The 17088-nt window shown below is 53.3% G+C and carries 13 protein-coding genes and 1 riboswitch; of the genes, 9 read left to right on the plus strand and 4 right to left on the minus strand.

Annotation, left to right across the window (positions count from 1 at the left end):
* Positions 1-152: 152 nt before the first annotated feature.
* Both ppc and argE read right to left on the minus strand, forming a co-directional pair.
* Positions 153-2804, minus strand: coding sequence for a phosphoenolpyruvate carboxylase (gene ppc / locus QMZ30_RS21415; RefSeq protein WP_039328300.1), 2652 nt, complete (start codon positions 2802-2804; stop codon positions 153-155).
* A gap of 246 nt (positions 2805-3050) precedes the next feature.
* Positions 3051-4199: an acetylornithine deacetylase gene (gene argE / locus QMZ30_RS21420; RefSeq protein ID WP_058970391.1), complete on the minus strand. Its 1149-nt coding sequence runs from the start codon at positions 4197-4199 to the stop codon at positions 3051-3053.
* Positions 4200-4368: 169 nt separating this feature from the next.
* On the opposite strand from argE, the gene argC reads away from it, so the two are divergent.
* From argC to oxyR, 5 genes are all read left to right on the plus strand, one after another.
* A complete protein-coding gene (gene argC, locus QMZ30_RS21425; protein ID WP_283228878.1) occupies positions 4369-5373 on the plus strand; it encodes an N-acetyl-gamma-glutamyl-phosphate reductase in 1005 nt (334 codons plus the stop codon).
* Between the two features lie 15 nt (positions 5374-5388).
* Positions 5389-6162: an acetylglutamate kinase gene (gene argB / locus QMZ30_RS21430; protein WP_039336504.1), complete on the plus strand. Its 774-nt coding sequence runs from the start codon at positions 5389-5391 to the stop codon at positions 6160-6162.
* 15 nt (positions 6163-6177) lie between these two features.
* Entirely contained in the window at positions 6178-7395 is a 1218-nt protein-coding gene (locus tag QMZ30_RS21435; protein ID WP_039336506.1) for an argininosuccinate synthase, read from the plus strand.
* A gap of 76 nt (positions 7396-7471) precedes the next feature.
* Complete coding sequence (gene argH, locus QMZ30_RS21440) at positions 7472-8845, plus strand: argininosuccinate lyase (protein WP_283228879.1); 1374 nt, start codon at positions 7472-7474, stop codon at positions 8843-8845.
* Positions 8846-9111: 266 nt separating this feature from the next.
* The gene (gene oxyR / locus QMZ30_RS21445; RefSeq protein ID WP_058970382.1) at positions 9112-10029 is read left to right on the plus strand and encodes a DNA-binding transcriptional regulator OxyR; all 918 of its coding nucleotides are present in this window, start codon (positions 9112-9114) and stop codon (positions 10027-10029) included.
* Here oxyR and sthA read toward each other — a convergent pair.
* Complete coding sequence (gene sthA, locus QMZ30_RS21450; protein WP_021506825.1) at positions 10012-11412, minus strand: Si-specific NAD(P)(+) transhydrogenase; 1401 nt, start codon at positions 11410-11412, stop codon at positions 10012-10014. The genes oxyR and sthA overlap by 18 nt on opposite strands.
* A gap of 193 nt (positions 11413-11605) precedes the next feature.
* Here sthA and fabR point away from each other — a divergent pair, with 193 nt between their 5' ends.
* Together fabR and QMZ30_RS21460 are read left to right on the plus strand one after the other, a co-directional pair.
* Positions 11606-12250, plus strand: a complete 645-nt coding sequence (fabR, locus tag QMZ30_RS21455; protein ID WP_283228880.1) for an HTH-type transcriptional repressor FabR — start codon at positions 11606-11608, stop codon at positions 12248-12250.
* Positions 12251-12268: 18 nt separating this feature from the next.
* Entirely contained in the window at positions 12269-12625 is a 357-nt protein-coding gene (locus QMZ30_RS21460; RefSeq protein WP_039336515.1) for a YijD family membrane protein, read from the plus strand.
* A 36-nt stretch (positions 12626-12661) separates the two neighbouring features.
* Here QMZ30_RS21460 and trmA read toward each other — a convergent pair whose 3' ends face one another.
* A complete protein-coding gene (gene trmA / locus QMZ30_RS21465; RefSeq protein ID WP_283228881.1) occupies positions 12662-13765 on the minus strand; it encodes a tRNA (uridine(54)-C5)-methyltransferase TrmA in 1104 nt (367 codons plus the stop codon).
* Between the two features lie 99 nt (positions 13766-13864).
* A riboswitch (cobalamin riboswitch) is annotated at positions 13865-14047 on the plus strand.
* Positions 14048-14116: 69 nt separating this feature from the next.
* Here trmA and btuB point away from each other — a divergent pair.
* Positions 14117-15988, plus strand: a complete 1872-nt coding sequence (gene btuB, locus QMZ30_RS21470) for a TonB-dependent vitamin B12 receptor BtuB (protein ID WP_283228882.1) — start codon at positions 14117-14119, stop codon at positions 15986-15988.
* Positions 15933-16784: a glutamate racemase gene (murI, locus tag QMZ30_RS21475; protein ID WP_283228883.1), complete on the plus strand. Its 852-nt coding sequence runs from the start codon at positions 15933-15935 to the stop codon at positions 16782-16784. Before btuB ends, murI begins: the two co-directional genes overlap by 56 nt.
* Positions 16785-17088 lie beyond the last annotated feature (304 nt).

The raw sequence follows: 17088 nt of genomic DNA on the forward strand, positions 1-17088 counted from the left end.
TTACATAGTGGGAAGAGGCGGCAAATGGAGTAAAGCGTTGAGCGATCAGGGACGAGACAGCGACTTTACGTAATTTGTCGCCTCTTACCACGATGCGCAACGCCCATAAAAAAAGGGGCACATTGGCCCCTTCATGATGAGTGTTTTCACCACTAGCCCGTATTACGCATACCCGCCGCAACACCTGCAATCGTTACCATCAGTGCTTGTTCAACGCGTGCATCTGGCTCATCACCACGATCTTCCTGCGCACGCGCACGATGCAGCAATTCAGCCTGCAGCACGTTGAGCGGATCGGTGTAGACGTTACGCAGCGCGATGGACTCAGCAATCCATGGTTGGTCGGCCATCAGATGCGCATCGTTGGCGATGGTCAGCACAGCTTTGATATCCGCTGCCAGCTGATCACGCAGTTGCTGGCCCAGCGACCACAGTGATTTATCCACCAGACGCTGATCGTAGTACTCCGCCAGCCACAAGTCGGCTTTCGAGAACACCATTTCCAGCATACCCAGGCGCGTGGCAAAGAACGGCCATTCGCGGCACATCGCTTCCAGTTGATCCTGATGGCCTTCATCCATCGCTTTCTGCAGCGCGGCACCCGCACCGAGCCAGGCCGGCAGCATCAGGCGGTTCTGCGTCCAGGCAAAAATCCACGGAATGGCACGCAGTGACTCCACGCCACCGGTTGGACGACGCTTCGCCGGACGCGAGCCGAGCGGCAGTTTGCCCAGTTCCTGTTCCGGTGTTGCGGAACGGAAATACGGCACGAAGTCAGGATTTTCACGCACATAGCCACGGTACATCGCGCAGGAGTGCGCTGACAGACCGTTCATGATCTCCTTCCACTCACGCTTTGGTTCTGGCGGTGGCATCAGATTGGCTTCCAGAATCGCACCGGTATACAGCGACAGGCTAGCGATAGTGACTTCTGGCAAACCGTACTTGAAGCGAATCATCTCGCCCTGTTCAGTCACGCGCAGGCCACCTTTCAGGCTGCCCGGCGGTTGCGACAGCAGTGCTGCATGGGCAGGTGCGCCGCCACGGCCGATGGAACCACCGCGTCCGTGGAACAGCGTCAGCGTGATGCCGGCTTTCTCACAGGTTTTGATCAGCGCGTCTTGTGCTTCATATTGTGCCCAGCTGGCGGCCATCACGCCGGCATCTTTTGCCGAGTCGGAATAACCAATCATCACCATCTGTTTGCCGTTGATGAAGCCGCGATACCAGTCGATGTTTAGCAACTGCGTCATCACGTCATTAGCGTTGTTCAGGTCATCAAGGGTTTCAAACAGCGGCGCAACCGGCATCGCATAAGGAATGCCCGCTTCTTTCAGCAGCAAATGCACAGCCAGCACGTCTGATGGCGTTTTAGCCATGGAAATCACGTAGGAAGCGATGGAGCCTTCCGGCGCATCGGCCACCACTTTACAGGTGTCCAGCACTTCGCGCGTGTTGTCGCTTGGCTCCCACTGGTGTGGCAGCAGCGGACGTTTGGAATTCAGTTCACGGATCAGGAACGCCTGCTTGTCGGCTTCTGACCAGCTTTCATAATCGCCCAGACCAAGGTAGCGCGTCACTTCAGCAATCGCTTCGGTATGACGGGTGCTCTCCTGACGAATATCAATGCGCACCAGCGGCACGCCGAAGCATTTCACGCGGCGCAACGTATCCAGCAGCTGGCCATTGGCAATGATGCCCATACCGCACTGTTGCAGCGATTGATAGATAGCGAACAGCGGTTGCCACAGCTGGTCGTTGTTCACCAGCAGATCGGCTGGACGCGGCAGGCGTTCACCTTTCAGACGACGCCCCAGATACGCTTGAGTGGTCATCAGCTGGCCACGGATGCGCTTAAGGATCATGCGATACGGTTCCAGCGCTTCGGGATCGCCGCACAGCTCACGCACTTCATCGCTGCACTCAGACATCGACAGCTCAGAGATCAGCACGCCCACATCGCGGAGGAACAGATCGGCGGCTTTCCAGCGGCTCAGTTGCATCGCGTGACGGGTGATTGGCGCGGTAACATTCGGGTTGCCATCGCGGTCACCGCCCATCCATGAGGTGAATTTGATTGGGACGAAGTCCACCGGCAGCTTGATGCCAAAGGTCTCTTCGACTTGCTCATTCAGCTCACGCAGGAAAGCCGGCACGCCTTGCCACAGGCTGTTTTCCACCACCGCAAAGCCCCATTTGGCTTCATCAATCGGGGTAGGCCGATACTTACGGATTTCATCCGTATGCCAGGCTTGCGCGACCAGTTGGCGCAAGCGACGCATCACCTGCGTGCGCTCATAATCGGAGATGTCACTGTGATCGAGTTGCTGCAAGCAGCTATTCACTTCGCCCAGCATGTGAATCAAGGTGCGACGCGTGATTTCGGTTGGGTGCGCCGTGAGCACCAGCTCCAGCGACAGCGATTCAATCGCCTGACGGATCGCCGCTTCACTCAGGTCGCCCTGCTGCTTCAGATGTTCAAAGGTTTTTTTCAGCAGCTCAGGGTTATTCGCACCCTCGCCGCTGCGGGAAATGGTCTGATACTGTTCAGCCACGTTGGTCAGGTTCAGGAACTGGCTAAAGGCACGCGCGACGGGCAGCAGCTCGTCGTTAGAGAGGTTTTGCAGCGTGTTCAGCAATTCCTTACGATCGGTGTCATTTCCAGCGCGGGATGATTTAGAGAGCTTGCGGATGGTTTCCACACGTTCGAGGATGTTCTCTCCCAGTGCATCCTTTATCGTATCCCCGAGCAGTTTGCCGAGCATACTGACATTACTTCGCATTGCGGAATATTGTTCGTTCATTTGACCCTGACACCCTTATCGTCTTAAAAGTACCCTTACACCCAACGGGCATAACATCGTCTTTTATCTAGCCACGGTTCTTCCTGTACGTCAATTGACTTAAATTGACGATAATTCGCTGCTAACTACCGGAAATTCATAGAATTAAATTGAGAGGAAGCGAGATAAGTTATTCTTATTATTAAATCCCGAACAATGACCGGGCAATTTACTGTTTTAACAGTGAATTGCCCCATCTATTGTTAATCAGTGGCAAAAATGCTGCACAACCTGCGTGATAAGCGCATGAGTTGGCTTAATAAATGCGGTATCAATAAATTCATCTGGCTGATGGGCCTGATTGATCGATCCTGGGCCTAAAACCAATGTAGGGCATAACAACTGGATAAAAGGCGCTTCAGTGCAATAGTTCACCACTTCAGTCGGCACACCCAGCAGTTTTTCTACCACTTTCACCAGTTCATGATCGGCAGGGCATTCGTAGCCCGGAATCGGCGGGTGCAATTCCCCTACGGTTAAACGTCCTGGCCAGCGTTCGCTAACCGGTGCCAGGGCTTCATTCAGCAGACCGTCGAGATCGCTCAGGGTTAAGCCCGGCAGCGGGCGAATATCCATATGCAATTCGCAACAGGCGCAAATCCGGTTGGCGGCGTCACCCCCGTGAATGTGACCAAAGTTCATGGTCGGGTAGGGGATAGCGAAGCCGTCGTGGTTATAACGCGTTTTCAGCGTGTTACGCAGCTGCATCAATTGGGTAATGGACTCATGCATCAGTTCGATGGCGTTGACACCGCGCGCGGGATCGCTGGAGTGACCTGACTGGCCCTGAATACGAATCACATTCGACAGGTGGCCTTTATGAGCACGTACCGGTTTCAGCGAGGTCGGTTCACCAATGATGGCGCAGTCCGGGCGCAGCTGGGTGGATTCCGAAAAATACTTCGCACCGGCCATGGTGGTTTCTTCATCGGCGGTCGCAAGGATGTACAGCGGCTTGCTCAGTTTAGTCACGTCAACGTCACGCAACGCATCCAGAATAAAGGCAAAGAAGCCTTTCATATCCGCCGTACCCAAGCCGTATAACTTGTTGTCGTGTTCAGTCAGGGTAAAGGGATCGCGCGTCCAGCGCCCATCATCGTAGGGAACGGTGTCTGTATGGCCCGCCAGCAGCAGGCCGCCCGCACCTAATCCGCTGCGTGCCAGCATGTTGAATTTATGGCGCGTACCCGGTACCGGTTGTACTTCGACACTGAAGCCCAGATCGCGGAACCAACCTGCCAGTAAATTGATTAAAGTTTCATTGCTCTGATCGATGGCGCTGTCGGTCGCGCTGATCGATGGTGTGGCAATCAACTGGCGGTAGAGTTCGATAAAAGGTGGTAATTTTGTCTTCACTGTTGACGGTCCTTGGGTTAGGATGTATCAATATTCATGCATTAATAGTGAATAAAAATACAATAACGTCGTCTGCATGTGAAGAGAGAAATCTTCTGCAAACGGCATCGTGGGCAACGGGGCAAGGCCGCGACCCGGAATGTGTGACTGTAATAAGGTATACAGCCTGATGTTGAATACGCTGATCGTTGGTGCCAGTGGTTATGCTGGCGTAGAGCTTGCCACTTACCTGAATCGCCATCCGCATATGAACATAACCGCTTTGGCGGTTTCAGCGCAAAGCCCGGATGCCGGAAAATTACTGTCGGACCTGCATCCGCAGCTGAAAGGCATTGTGGATTTGCCTCTGCAGCCGTTGAGTGATGCCTCAGAATGGGCCGATAAAGTCGATGTGGTGTTCCTTTGCACCGCCCATGAAGTCAGCCACGATCTGGCACCAGGCTTTCTTAAAGCCGGTTGCGTAGTGTTCGACCTTTCCGGTGCGTTCCGCGTCAACGACGAAGCTTTCTATACTCAATATTATGGTTTCAGCCATCAGCATCAAGAGTGGCTGGACAAAGCTGTCTATGGCCTGGCGGAATGGCAGCACGACAAAATTAAAGATGCCCAGCTGGTCGCCGTGCCGGGTTGCTACCCAACGGCCGCACAGCTGTCATTGAAACCGTTGGTTGAAGCGGGCCTGCTTAACGATGCACAGTGGCCAGTGATTAATGCCACCAGTGGCGTAAGTGGTGCAGGGCGCAAAGCCAATGTTGGCACCAGCTTCTGTGAAGTGAGCCTGCAGCCCTATGGGCTGTTCAACCATCGCCATCACCCTGAAATCGTTGCGCATTTGGGAACGCCGGTGATCTTCACTCCGCATCTGGGTAGCTTCCCGCGTGGTATTTTATCCACCACCACCTGCCGTCTGAAAGCCGGTGTGACGCAACAAGATGTCGCCGATGCTTTCCACAAGGCCTATCACGACAAACCGTTGGTGCGCGTGTATGACAAAGGCGTGCCTGCGCTGAAAGGGGTGGTCGGTTTGCCGTTCTGCGATATCGGTTTTGCCATGCAAGGCGAGCACCTGATTGTGGTAGCGGCGGAAGATAACCTGCTGAAAGGTGCCTCTTCGCAGGCGGTTCAGTGTTTGAACATTCGTTTCGGCTTCCCTGAAACGCTGTCACTGATTTAACGGACGGAAACTGCAATGAATCCATTGATCATTAAACTGGGTGGCGTGTTGCTGGATAGCGAAGAAGCGCTGGCCCGTCTGTTTGATGCCCTGCTGGCGTATCGCAACGAATATCAGCGTCCGCTGATCATTGTGCACGGTGGCGGTTGCCTGGTTGATGAGCTGATGAAGAAGCTCGCCCTGCCAGTGAAAAAGAAGAACGGATTGCGCGTGACGCCAGCCGATCAGATTGACATTATTACCGGTGCCCTGGCCGGTACTGCCAACAAAACGCTGTTAGCCTGGGCAAAGAAATACGGCATTGGCGCAGTGGGCTTATGCCTCGGCGATGCAGGCCTGGTTAACGTGGCGCAGTTCGACGAAGAACTCGGTCACGTGGGCAATGCCACGCCTGGCAATCCTGCGCTGGTGAATACCTTATTGAGTGCAGGCTACATGCCAGTGATCAGTTCAATTGGTATCACTGATGGCGGTGACTTGATGAACGTCAATGCTGACCAGGCAGCGACGGCGCTGGCGGCTACCATCGGTGCTGATTTGGTTCTGTTGTCTGACGTGAGCGGTATTCTCGATGGCAAAGGTCAGCGCATCGAAGAGATGACCGCAGAGAAAGCAGAGCAGTTGATTGCTCAAGGCATTATTACTGATGGCATGATCGTGAAAGTGAACGCGGCGCTCGACGCAGCGCGTACGCTGGGTCGCCCGGTTGATATTGCTAGCTGGCGTCATGCTGAACAGCTGCCAACCCTTTTCAACGGCGTGTCGATTGGCACCCGGATTCTCGCATAATCAAGGATTTAAGACATGAGCACGCAAAAGATTAAGAAAATCGTTCTGGCCTATTCCGGCGGTCTGGATACTTCAGCCATCATTCCATGGCTGAAAGAGAATTACGGCGATTGTGAAGTGGTGGCATTCGTGGCCAACATTGGTCAGGACCCAGCCGATCTGGAAGGCGTTGAGAAGAAAGCGCTGCAGTCAGGTGCTTCTGAGTGCCACGTGGCTGACTTGCGTGAAGAGTTCATCAGCGAATACGTTTATCCCGTGCTGCAGACTGGCGCACTGTACGAAGGCACCTACCTGCTGGGTACCTCAATGGCGCGTCCTATTATCGCTAAAGCGCAGGTTGAGCTGGCGCTGAAAGTCGGCGCAGACGCGCTGTGCCACGGTGCGACCGGCAAAGGTAACGATCAGGTGCGTTTCGAAACCACCTACACCGCACTGGCACCACAGCTGAAAGTGGTTGCGCCATGGCGTGAGTGGGATCTGCGTTCACGTGAAGCCCTGCTGGATTACCTGAAAGTACGCAATATCCCAACCACCGCTTCGCTGGAAAAAATCTACAGCCGTGATGAGAATGCATGGCACATCTCCACCGAAGGCGGCGTACTGGAAAGCCCAGCGAACGCACCGAACAAAGATTGCTGGGTATGGACCGTTGATCCACTGGAAGCGCCAGACCAGCCAGAGAACGTGACCGTCACCGTTGAGAAAGGCCGTGTGGTTGCCGTAAACGGTGAGAAGCTGAGCCCGTTCCAGTGCCTGGAAAAACTGAACGTGCTGGGCGCGAAGCACGGTGTGGGCCGTATTGATATCGTGGAAAACCGCTTGGTGGGTATTAAGTCTCGCGGCTGCTACGAAACCCCTGGTGGCACCATCATGGTTAATGCCCTGCGTGCGGTTGAGCAGCTGGTGCTGGATCGTGATAGCTTCAAATGGCGTGAGCAGTTGGGCCATGAGATGTCTTACGTAGTTTACGACGGTCGTTGGTTCGCGCCACTGCGTAAATCTATCCAGGCGGCAGCTGAATCACTGGCAGAAGAAGTGAATGGCGAAGTGGTACTGCAGCTGTACAAAGGCCAGGCGACCGCGATTCAGAAAACCTCTGCTAACAGCCTGTACTCTGAAGAATTCGCGACCTTCGGCGAAGACGAAGTGTACGACCACAGCCACGCGGGCGGCTTCATCCGTCTGTTCTCTCTCTCTTCACGCATCCGTGCACTGAACGAGCAGAAGAAGTAATACCGCAGCAGAGACGATTTTTTGCAAGGGCGGCCGCGAGCCGCCCTTTCTTTAACAGAATTCAGGAGTAAAGCAGATGGCACTTTGGGGCGGACGTTTTTCGCAGGCAGCAGACCAACGGTTCAAACAATTCAATGACTCACTGCGTTTTGACTATCGTCTGGCTGAGCAGGACATCACCGGTTCGATTGCGTGGTCAAAAGCGCTGGTGACCGTCAATGTGCTGAGCAGCGAAGAACAACAGCAGCTGGAAGCCGCATTAAATGAACTGCTGGCAGAAGTGCGCGCCAATCCAGAGCAGATTTTGCAAAGCGACGCAGAAGATATTCACAGTTGGGTTGAAGGCAAACTGATCGACAAAGTTGGCGCACTCGGTAAAAAACTGCATACCGGACGTAGCCGTAACGATCAGGTCGCGACCGATCTCAAACTGTGGTGCAAAGAGCAGGTTGCGGTGCTGCTTGAAGCAACGCGTGAGCTGCAATCAGCTTTGGTCGCGACCGCAGAAGCCAATCAAGACGCCGTCATGCCGGGTTACACGCACTTGCAGCGTGCGCAGCCGGTGACCTTTGCGCACTGGTGTCTGGCCTATGTTGAGATGCTGGCGCGTGATGAAAGCCGCTTGCAGGATACCCTGAAGCGTCTGGATGTCAGCCCGCTGGGCTGTGGCGCACTGGCCGGCACTGCGTATGAAATCGACCGTCAGCAGCTGGCGGGCTGGTTAGGTTTCGCCTCCGCCACCCGCAACAGCCTTGATACCGTGTCCGACCGCGATCACGTACTGGAGCTGCTGTCTGACGCATCGATCGGTATGGTGCACCTGTCACGCTTTGCCGAAGACCTGATTTTCTTCAACACCGGTGAAGCGGGCTTCCTTGAGCTGTCTGACAAGGTGACGTCTGGCTCTTCACTGATGCCGCAGAAGAAAAACCCGGATGCGCTGGAACTGATTCGCGGCAAATGTGGCCGCGTGCAGGGCGCGTTGACCGGCATGATGATGACGCTGAAAGGCCTGCCGCTGGCCTACAACAAAGACATGCAGGAAGATAAAGAAGGGCTGTTCGATGCGCTGGATACCTGGGGAGACTGCCTGCATATGGCGGTGCTGGTGCTGGACGGCATTCAGGTAAAACGTCCACGTTGCCAGGAGGCAGCAGAGCAGGGTTATGCTAATTCCACTGAGCTGGCGGACTATCTGGTGGCGAAGGGCGTACCTTTCCGTGAAGCACACCACATTGTGGGTGAAACGGTGGTAGAAGCGATCAAACAGGGCGTCGCGCTGGAAGCGTTGAGCCTGGCGCAGCTGAAGCAGTTCAGTGCGGTGATTGAGGACGATGTCTATCCGATTCTGTCACTGCAATCGTGCCTGGATAAGCGTAACGCCCAAGGCGGTGTGGCACCGCAACAGGTGGCATTCGCCATCAGCGAAGCGAAAAAACGTTTAAGCTGATGAAAAAAAAGCGGGCTCCTTTTCGGTAGCCCGCCAACCTCTAGCTTCAGAATTACATGTTGTTATAGGCACATCATCAAGGGCTGGCACTCCCGGCCAACACCACGATTTTTCAAGCTGATTGCAGGTGATGCTCGATGTCATCTCAGCTTCTTTTCTACATTGCTTCGTATGGCCGGTATTATTCCTGTTCATTGCTTGATAGGGCTAATCGTTCATTGCTATTCTATCTATCGCCACGGGCTATCGTGGTTTGGAGGATATCAATGAACATTCGTGATCTGGAGTATCTGGTTTCGCTTGCGGAGCATCGCCATTTCCGGCGTGCAGCTGACGCCTGTCATGTCAGCCAACCCACCTTAAGTGGACAGATTCGTAAGCTGGAAGATGAACTGGGTGTGATGCTGCTGGAACGTACCAGCCGTAAGGTGTTATTTACGCAGGCTGGCTTGTTGCTGGTGGACCAGGCACGAACCGTGTTGCGTGAAGTGAAAGTGCTGAAAGAGATGGCGAGCCAACAGGGTGAAGCCATGTCCGGGCCGCTGCATATTGGTTTGATTCCGACCACCGGTCCTTACTTGCTGCCGCATATCATCCCTATGCTGCACAAGACCTTCCCCAAACTCGAAATGTATCTGCATGAAGCGCAGACCCAGCAACTGTTGGCACAGCTCGACAGCGGTAAGCTGGATTGTGCCATTCTGGCGCTGGTCAAAGAGAGCGAAGCCTTCATTGAGGTGCCGCTGTTCGACGAACCGATGAAACTGGCTGTCTATCAGGATCACCCGTGGCATGATCGCGATCGTGTCCCGATGTCAGATCTGGCGGGCGAAAAGCTGCTAATGCTGGAAGATGGCCACTGCTTGCGCGATCAAGCCATGGGCTTCTGCTTCGAAGCGGGTGCAGATGAAGATACCCATTTCCGCGCGACCAGTCTGGAAACACTGCGCAATATGGTCGCGGCGGGAAGCGGCATTACGCTATTGCCTTCACTGGCGGTGCCAAATGAGCGTGTGCGTGATGGCGTGTGTTATCTGCCGTGCTATAAGCCGGTTCCACAGCGTACTATCGCACTGGTGTATCGTCCGGGATCGCCTCTGCGCAGCCGCTATGAGCAGCTGGCAGAAGCAATTAAAACCCACATGCAGGGTTATCTGGGCACCACGTTAAAACAGGCGGTTTAACCCGTTAAGCGCGGCCACTCGGTAGGCTTCAGCCATGGTGGGATAGTTGAAGGTGGTATTCACGAAGTACTCAATCGTGTTGCCGCCGTTCTTCTGCTCCATAATGGCCTGGCCGATGTGAATAATCTCCGCTGCACGCTCGCCAAAGCAGTGAATCCCCAAAATCTCTTTGGTTTCGCGGTGGAACAGGATTTTCAGGCTGCCCACGTGCATGCCGACAATCTGCGCGCGCGCCAGATGTTTAAACTGCGCACGACCCACTTCATATGGCACTTTCATCGCGGTGAGCTGTTGCTCGGTTTTACCCACAGAACTGATCTCCGGAATGGTGTAAATCCCGGTAGGAATATCTTCGATCAGATGCGCAGTGGCTTCACCTTTGATGATGGCTTGCGCCGCAATACGGCCCTGATCGTACGCCGCTGAAGCCAGACTTGGGTAACCAATGACATCGCCCACGGCATAAATATGCGGCTGTGCAGTCTGGTACATGCTGTTCACTTTCAACAGACCACGACCATCGGCTTCGAGGCCAACATTTTCCAGCGCCAGCGAATCAGTGTTACCGGTTCGGCCATTCGCGTACAGCAGGCAATCTGCTTTCACTTTTTTGCCTGACTTAAGGTGCATGATCACGCCATCACTCACCCCTTCAATCTTCTCGAACTCTTCGTTATGACGAATCACAACGCCGCTGTTCCAGAAGTGGTAGGAGAGCGAATCTGACATTTCTTGATCGAGGAACGCCAGTAAACGATCGCGGGTGTTGATCAGATCGACTTTGACGTTGAGCCCACGGAAGATCGACGCGTATTCGCAACCAATCACACCGGCGCCGTAAATAATTACATGGCCAGGTTCATGATGCAGATTAAGGATGGAGTCGGAGTCGTAAATGCGTGGGTGGGTAAAGTCGACGTCTGCTGGATGGTACGGGCGTGAACCGCAGGCAATCACGAATTTTTCTGCGGTTAAGCGTTCGCGGGTGCCATCCGGTTGCTCAACCTCAATGGTGTTGGCGTCGACAAAATGGGCATCGCCCTGATAAAGCTCACACCGGTTGCGCTCGTAAAAACCCTGACGCATCGCCGTTTGTTGGCTGATAACGTTTTCAGTGTGATTCAGAATGTCAGCAAATGAAGAACGCAGGAGCCGGGTGTGATCGCTATAAAGGGGGTTTTGATTGAACTCGATAATACGGCTGACAGCGTGACGCAAGGCTTTAGAAGGGATGGTTCCCCAGTGAGTACAACCGCCGCCGATGTTATGGTAGCGTTCGATCACTGCAATGCGCGCTCCCTGCTTTACCAGGCCCATTGCCGCACCTTCGCCGCCTGGACCGGAGCCAATCACAATGGCATCGTAATCGTAAGACTTTTGCATACCAGTACGTCCTATTTTTCTATCACATTTTTACAACGAGATTCTAACATCTCGCCGCGCACTTCTGAATTCTATCAGCGAAAATTGCCCAGTTTTGACAAAGCGTGAGATTCACAGACGCTCACAAGTTTGCGCCACTGTACGCTGAAAAGTTTGTTATAGTGCCTGCCAGATCACTCAAAAGGCCGGGAACATGGGCGTCAGGGCGCAACAGAAAGAACGTACACGACGCTCACTGATTGAAGCAGCCTTCAGTCAGTTAAGTGCAGAAAGGAGTTTTGCCAGCCTGAGTTTGCGTGAAGTCGCGCGTGAAGCCGGGATTGCACCTACCTCATTTTATCGTCACTTCAAAGATGTGGATGAGTTGGGCCTCACCATGGTCGATGAAAGTGGCTTGATGCTACGCCAGTTAATGCGTCAGGCGCGTCAGCGCATCGCGAAAGGCGGCAGCATTATCAAGACTTCCGTCTCCACTTTTATGGAATTCATCGGGAACAATCCCAACGCTTTTCGTCTCTTATTACGTGAACGTTCCGGAACCTCGGCGGCGTTTCGTGCCGCGGTCGCACGCGAAATTCAGCACTTTATTGCTGAACTGGCCGATTACCTTGAGCTGGAAAATCGCATGCCGCGCAGCTTCACTGAAGCGCAGGCCGAGGCGATGGTCACCATCGTGTTTAGTGCAGGTGCTGAAGCGCTGGATGTGGATGTCGAACAGCGTCGCAAGCTTGAAGATCGCCTGGTGCTGCAATTACGCATGATCGCCAAAGGTGCTTATTACTGGTATCGCCGGGAGCAGGAACGTCTGGCGGTCACCCTGGAAAAAACCGAAGAGTAATGTGATAAGGATAATGAAATGATTGAGCAAAACCCTCGCGATAAAGGAACGTTGTTACTGGCTTTTATCACCGGTTTAGCTATCAACGGCTCCTTTTCGGTGCTGTTTAGTACTTTTGTACCCTTTTCGATTTTCCCGTTGATTGCTCTGGGCCTGGCGGCCTGGTGCCTGCATCAGCGTTATCTGAACCGCAACATGCCGGACGGTATGCCTTCACTGGCTGCGGCGTTTTTCCTGCTGGGCATTCTGGTGTATAGCGCGCTGGTGCGTGCTGAATATCCGGATATCGGCTCCAACTTTATCCCGACCATTCTGATGGTGGCGTTGGTGTTCTGGATTGCCACTCGCTTCCGCCGCGCGAAGAACAAAAGCTAAAAACAACAACGGGAACCGCAGGGTTCCCGTTTTGTTTTACGCTTTGCGCGTCAGCCAGACACCGCATTCCATATGATGGGTGTATGGGAACTGGTCGAACAGCGCCAGGCGCGAAATCTCGTGGGTCTCACCCAGCGTTGCCAGGTTATCGCACAGCGTTTGTGGGTTGCAGGAGATATAAAGGATGCGTGGATAGGCCTGCACCATTTTCACCGTTTCTTCATCCAGCCCGCTGCGTGGTGGATCGACAAAAATGGTTTCGCACTCATAACTCGTCAGATCGATGCCTTCTAAACGGTTAAAATTGCGCACGCCATTCATCGCCTGAGTAAACTCTTCCGCCGCCATGCGAATGATCTGCACATTATCAATATGGTTGGCCGCAATGTTGTACTGCGCTGAGGCGACTGATGGCTTGGCAATTTCCGTCGCCAGTACGCGACGGAAGTTACGCGCCAGTGCCAGCGAGAAGTTGCCGTTTCCGCAATACAGTTCCAGCAGATCGCCACGCGAACCTTGGGTGACGTCCAACGCCCACTCCAGCATCTGAATGTTCATAGCTGCATTGGGCTGGGTGAAGCTGTTTTCTACCTGGCGATAAATCATCTCTTTTCCTGCCACCGGCAGGCATTCATCGACGTAGTCGCGATCGAGGCAGATTTTGGTCTTGGTTGCGCGTCCAATCAGCTGAACGTCAATACCTTCGGCGCGCAATGTGTCGCGCAGTAAGGTCGCAGCTTCGGTCCAGTCTGCTTCGAGCTTGCGGTGGTACAACAGCGAAATCACGATCTGATTGCTCATCGTCGACAGGTAGTCGATCTGGAACAATTTAAAACGCAGTGCTGGATTATCACGGATCGCGTCGATCAGTTTTGGCATCAGCTGGTTGATCAGTTCGCTGGCGGCAGGGAATTGATCCACGCGAATACGCTGCTTGGTCTCTTGATCAAAGATGATGTGATAGAGATCGTCACCCTCGTGCCAGATGCGGAATTCTGCGCGCATGCGATAGTGGCTGACCGGTGAGCGGAACACCTCCACGTCAGGCGCGGCAAAGGGCGCCATCATCGCCTGTAAACGGCTGACTTTTTCTGCCAGTTGCGCGTCGTATTGTTCAATCGGGAGCTGTTGGGGTGTCATCTTCAATCCTGGTAATAAGCCTGCTTGCCGGGCGATTGTAGGCATTCACCTGCTGATGTCCAGTTCTGTGAGAGGAAGATGGCTTTCAGGCCTTCTTAACCTTAGACTGCGACAGCCGGCCTCCTTGAGTTAAAAGGGAATCCAGTGCAAATCTGGAGCTGACGCGCAGCGGTAAAAGAATGTCGTGGTGATCGCATTGATAAACACTGTCCTACGGGATGGGAAGTTTTTCACCATTTATGATTCTCAGCCCGAAGACCTGCCGGTGTGACGTCGCAACTACTACGATCATCGCGTGCTATCGATCGTGGGCCTGCGGCATCCTGCTTCGTCTTTTGGATGCTTACAAAAATGAATAAAAGCAAAACTACGCTGTTTGCCTTCAGTGCAACGGCGCTTTCACTCTGGGCTGCATATGGATACGCTCAGGATGATGATACGCAAATCGTGACTGCTAACCGTTTCGCCCAGCCCGTGTCTTCGGTGCTGGCTCCCACGACCGTTGTCACCCGTGATGAGATTGATCGCTGGCAGGCTAAAAGCCTTACTGATGTGATGCGGCGCTTACCTGGCGTGGATATCGCGCAGAACGGTGGCCTCGGGCAAACCAGCTCAATGTTCATCCGTGGCACCAATTCGAGTCACGTGCTGGTGCTCATTGATGGCATTCGCCTTAATCAGGCGGGTATTTCCGGTTCATCTGATTTAAGCCAAATACCGTTGTCGCTGGTGCAACGCATCGAATATATCCGCGGTGCACGTTCTGCGGTATATGGTTCTGATGCGATTGGTGGTGTGGTTAACATTATTACCGGTCGTGATAAACCGGGTACTACCTTGACTGCGGGGATGGGTTCAAAAGGCTACCAAAGCTATGACGGCTCTACGCAGCAAATGCTGGGCGATGCCACTAAGCTGACCATGGCAGGTAACTATACCTACACCAAGGGCTATGATGTGGTGGCCAATCTGCCCGATGTTTACGGCAATCCGGCACAGAAAGACCGCGACGGCTTTATGAGTAAGACGCTGTATGGTTCGTTAGAGCATCAGTTTAACGATCAATTTAGCGGGTTTGTCCGTGGCTATGGCTTCGATAATCGTACCGCTTACGATGGCTATCCGACTTACGTTGAACCCAACACCTTTGTCGATACTCGCCAGCTTTATAGCCAAACCTGGGATACCGGTTTGCGCTTCAATCAGGGCATCTATTCATCCCAGTTAATTGCCAGTTATAGCCATACTAAGGATTACAACTACAGCCCGCAGCTCGGTAAATATGATGCGACAGCGTCATTAGATGATGTGCAGCAATATAACCTGCAGTGGGGCAATACCGTTCAGATAGGGCACGGGGCGGTGAGTGGTGGCGTGGACTGGCAGAAACAAACTTCTGAACCCGGTACTAACTCCACTATTGAAGGTCAGGAGCAACGTAATACCGGTATCTATGCGACCGCGCAGCAACAGTTTGGTAGTGTCACGCTGGAAGGTGCCGTACGTGGTGATGACAATAACGCTTTTGGCTGGCACAACACCTGGCAGAGCAGCGCTTCATGGGCGTTTGTTGACGGCTACAGTGTGTTTGCTTCTTATGGTACAGCCTTTAAATCGCCAAACCTTGGGCAGCTTTACAGCCAGACTTATGGCAACCCGGATCTGAAGCCAGAAAAAAGCAAGCAGTGGGAAGGTGGGTTTGAAGGTCTAACCGGGCCAGTCAACTGGCGTGTATCGGGTTATCGTAATGACATCGACAATCTGATCGATAGCGACCCAAGCACTTATGTTTATTACAACATCAACAAAGCACGCATTAAAGGTGTCGAAGCCACAGCGTCCTTCGACACTGGCCCATTGAGTCATCAGATCTCTTATGACTATGTTGATGCGCGCAATGCTGAAACCAACCAACAGCTGGTACGCCGTGCTAAGCAGCAGGTGAAATATCAACTCGACTGGACGATCTACGATTTTGACTGGTCCATTACCTATCATTATCTGGGCGACCGTTATGACACCGACTATAACCACTCCTACACCGCGCAGCGCGTAAAATTGGGTGGGGTAAGTTTATGGGATCTTGCAGTGTCGTATCCGGTCACATCACAGCTCACCGTTCGTGGTAGAATTGCCAACCTGTTCGATAAAGACTACGAGACAGTGTATGGCTATCCAACTCCAGGAACGGAGTATTACCTCAGCGCCAGCTACAGCTTCTGATCTGCGTCCCACCGTGCTGGTGTTTGACTCCGGCGTCGGTGGGCTCTCCGTCTATGATGAGGTCCGGCAATTATTGCCAGACCTTCACTATCTGTATGCCTTCGATAATGAATGTTTCCCGTACGGCGAAAAAAGCGAAGACTTTATTGTCGATCGTGTTGTTGCGGTTGTTAACGCGATCACTCAACGCTTCCCGCTGGCATTAGTGATTATCGCCTGTAACTCCGCCAGTACAGTCTCTTTACCTGCACTGCGTGAGCGCTTCGAATTCCCCGTTGTCGGTGTGGTCCCGGCTATCAAACCTGCTGCACGCCTGACTCGCAACGGTGTCGTGGGCTTACTGGCAACACGCGGCACGGTAAAGCGCCCTTATACCCACGAGCTGGTGGCGCAGTTTGCGCGTGAATGCAAAATCGAAATGTTGGGATCTGCGGAATTAGTGGAACTGGCGGAAGCAAAACTTCATGGTGAAGAGGTGGAACTGTCCGATGTGCGACGCGCCGTACAACCCTGGCTACGAATGAAAGAGCCGCCTGACACGGTAGTGCTGGGATGTACACACTTCCCTCTATTACGTGACGAGCTACAAATGGTGTTACCGGAAGGGACGCGATTAGTGGATTCAGGGGCGGCAATTGCGCGCCGAACCGTATGGTTACTTGAGCATGAAGCGCCGCATGCGGTTTCTTCTGGTCAGAATATGGCGTTCTGTACGCGCATGGATGATGAGGTGATGCAATTATCACCGGTTTTACAGCGTTATGGCTTCCCATTGCTGGAAAAACTGGCGATTTAGTGGGGTTTCGACGAAAAAAACAACACTCAGAATTTAATTTGCATTTAGCGCTTGTCAGCCCAAAAGAAATCCCTATACTGCGCCTCCACTGACACGGAACAACGGCTTACGAAGTGATGTGTTCAGGAGGTGGTCTCCAAGGCAACCTTCAGAAAAGCAAAAATAAATGCTTGACTGAGAATGCGGAAAGCGTAATATACGCATCCCGCGCCGCTAGAGAAATCGCGGCACCGCTCTTTAACAATTTATCAGACAATCTGTGTGGGCACTCGCAGGATTGATATCAACGTCTCCGGACGTAAAA

This window comes from Pantoea sp. EA-12 (assembly GCF_030053355.1).
GTDB classification, from domain to species: domain Bacteria; phylum Pseudomonadota; class Gammaproteobacteria; order Enterobacterales; family Enterobacteriaceae; genus Pantoea; species Pantoea vagans_C.

What these genes read in the sequence shown, in the direction of transcription:
- argC (WP_283228878.1), top strand. Translation starts at nt 4,369, where the DNA reads ATGTTGAATACGCTGATCGTTGGTGCCAGTGGTTATGCTGGCGTAGAG.
- fabR (WP_283228880.1), top strand. Translation starts at nt 11,606, where the DNA reads ATGGGCGTCAGGGCGCAACAGAAAGAACGTACACGACGCTCACTGATT.
- btuB (WP_283228882.1), top strand. Translation starts at nt 14,117, where the DNA reads ATGAATAAAAGCAAAACTACGCTGTTTGCCTTCAGTGCAACGGCGCTT.
- oxyR (WP_058970382.1), top strand. Translation starts at nt 9,112, where the DNA reads ATGAACATTCGTGATCTGGAGTATCTGGTTTCGCTTGCGGAGCATCGC.
- trmA (WP_283228881.1), bottom strand. Translation starts at nt 13,765, where the DNA reads ATGACACCCCAACAGCTCCCGATTGAACAATACGACGCGCAACTGGCA.
- QMZ30_RS21435 (WP_039336506.1), top strand. Translation starts at nt 6,178, where the DNA reads ATGAGCACGCAAAAGATTAAGAAAATCGTTCTGGCCTATTCCGGCGGT.
- sthA (WP_021506825.1), bottom strand. Translation starts at nt 11,412, where the DNA reads ATGCAAAAGTCTTACGATTACGATGCCATTGTGATTGGCTCCGGTCCA.
- QMZ30_RS21460 (WP_039336515.1), top strand. Translation starts at nt 12,269, where the DNA reads ATGATTGAGCAAAACCCTCGCGATAAAGGAACGTTGTTACTGGCTTTT.
- argH (WP_283228879.1), top strand. Translation starts at nt 7,472, where the DNA reads ATGGCACTTTGGGGCGGACGTTTTTCGCAGGCAGCAGACCAACGGTTC.
- argB (WP_039336504.1), top strand. Translation starts at nt 5,389, where the DNA reads ATGAATCCATTGATCATTAAACTGGGTGGCGTGTTGCTGGATAGCGAA.
- ppc (WP_039328300.1), bottom strand. Translation starts at nt 2,804, where the DNA reads ATGAACGAACAATATTCCGCAATGCGAAGTAATGTCAGTATGCTCGGC.
- murI (WP_283228883.1), top strand. Translation starts at nt 15,933, where the DNA reads ATGGCTATCCAACTCCAGGAACGGAGTATTACCTCAGCGCCAGCTACA.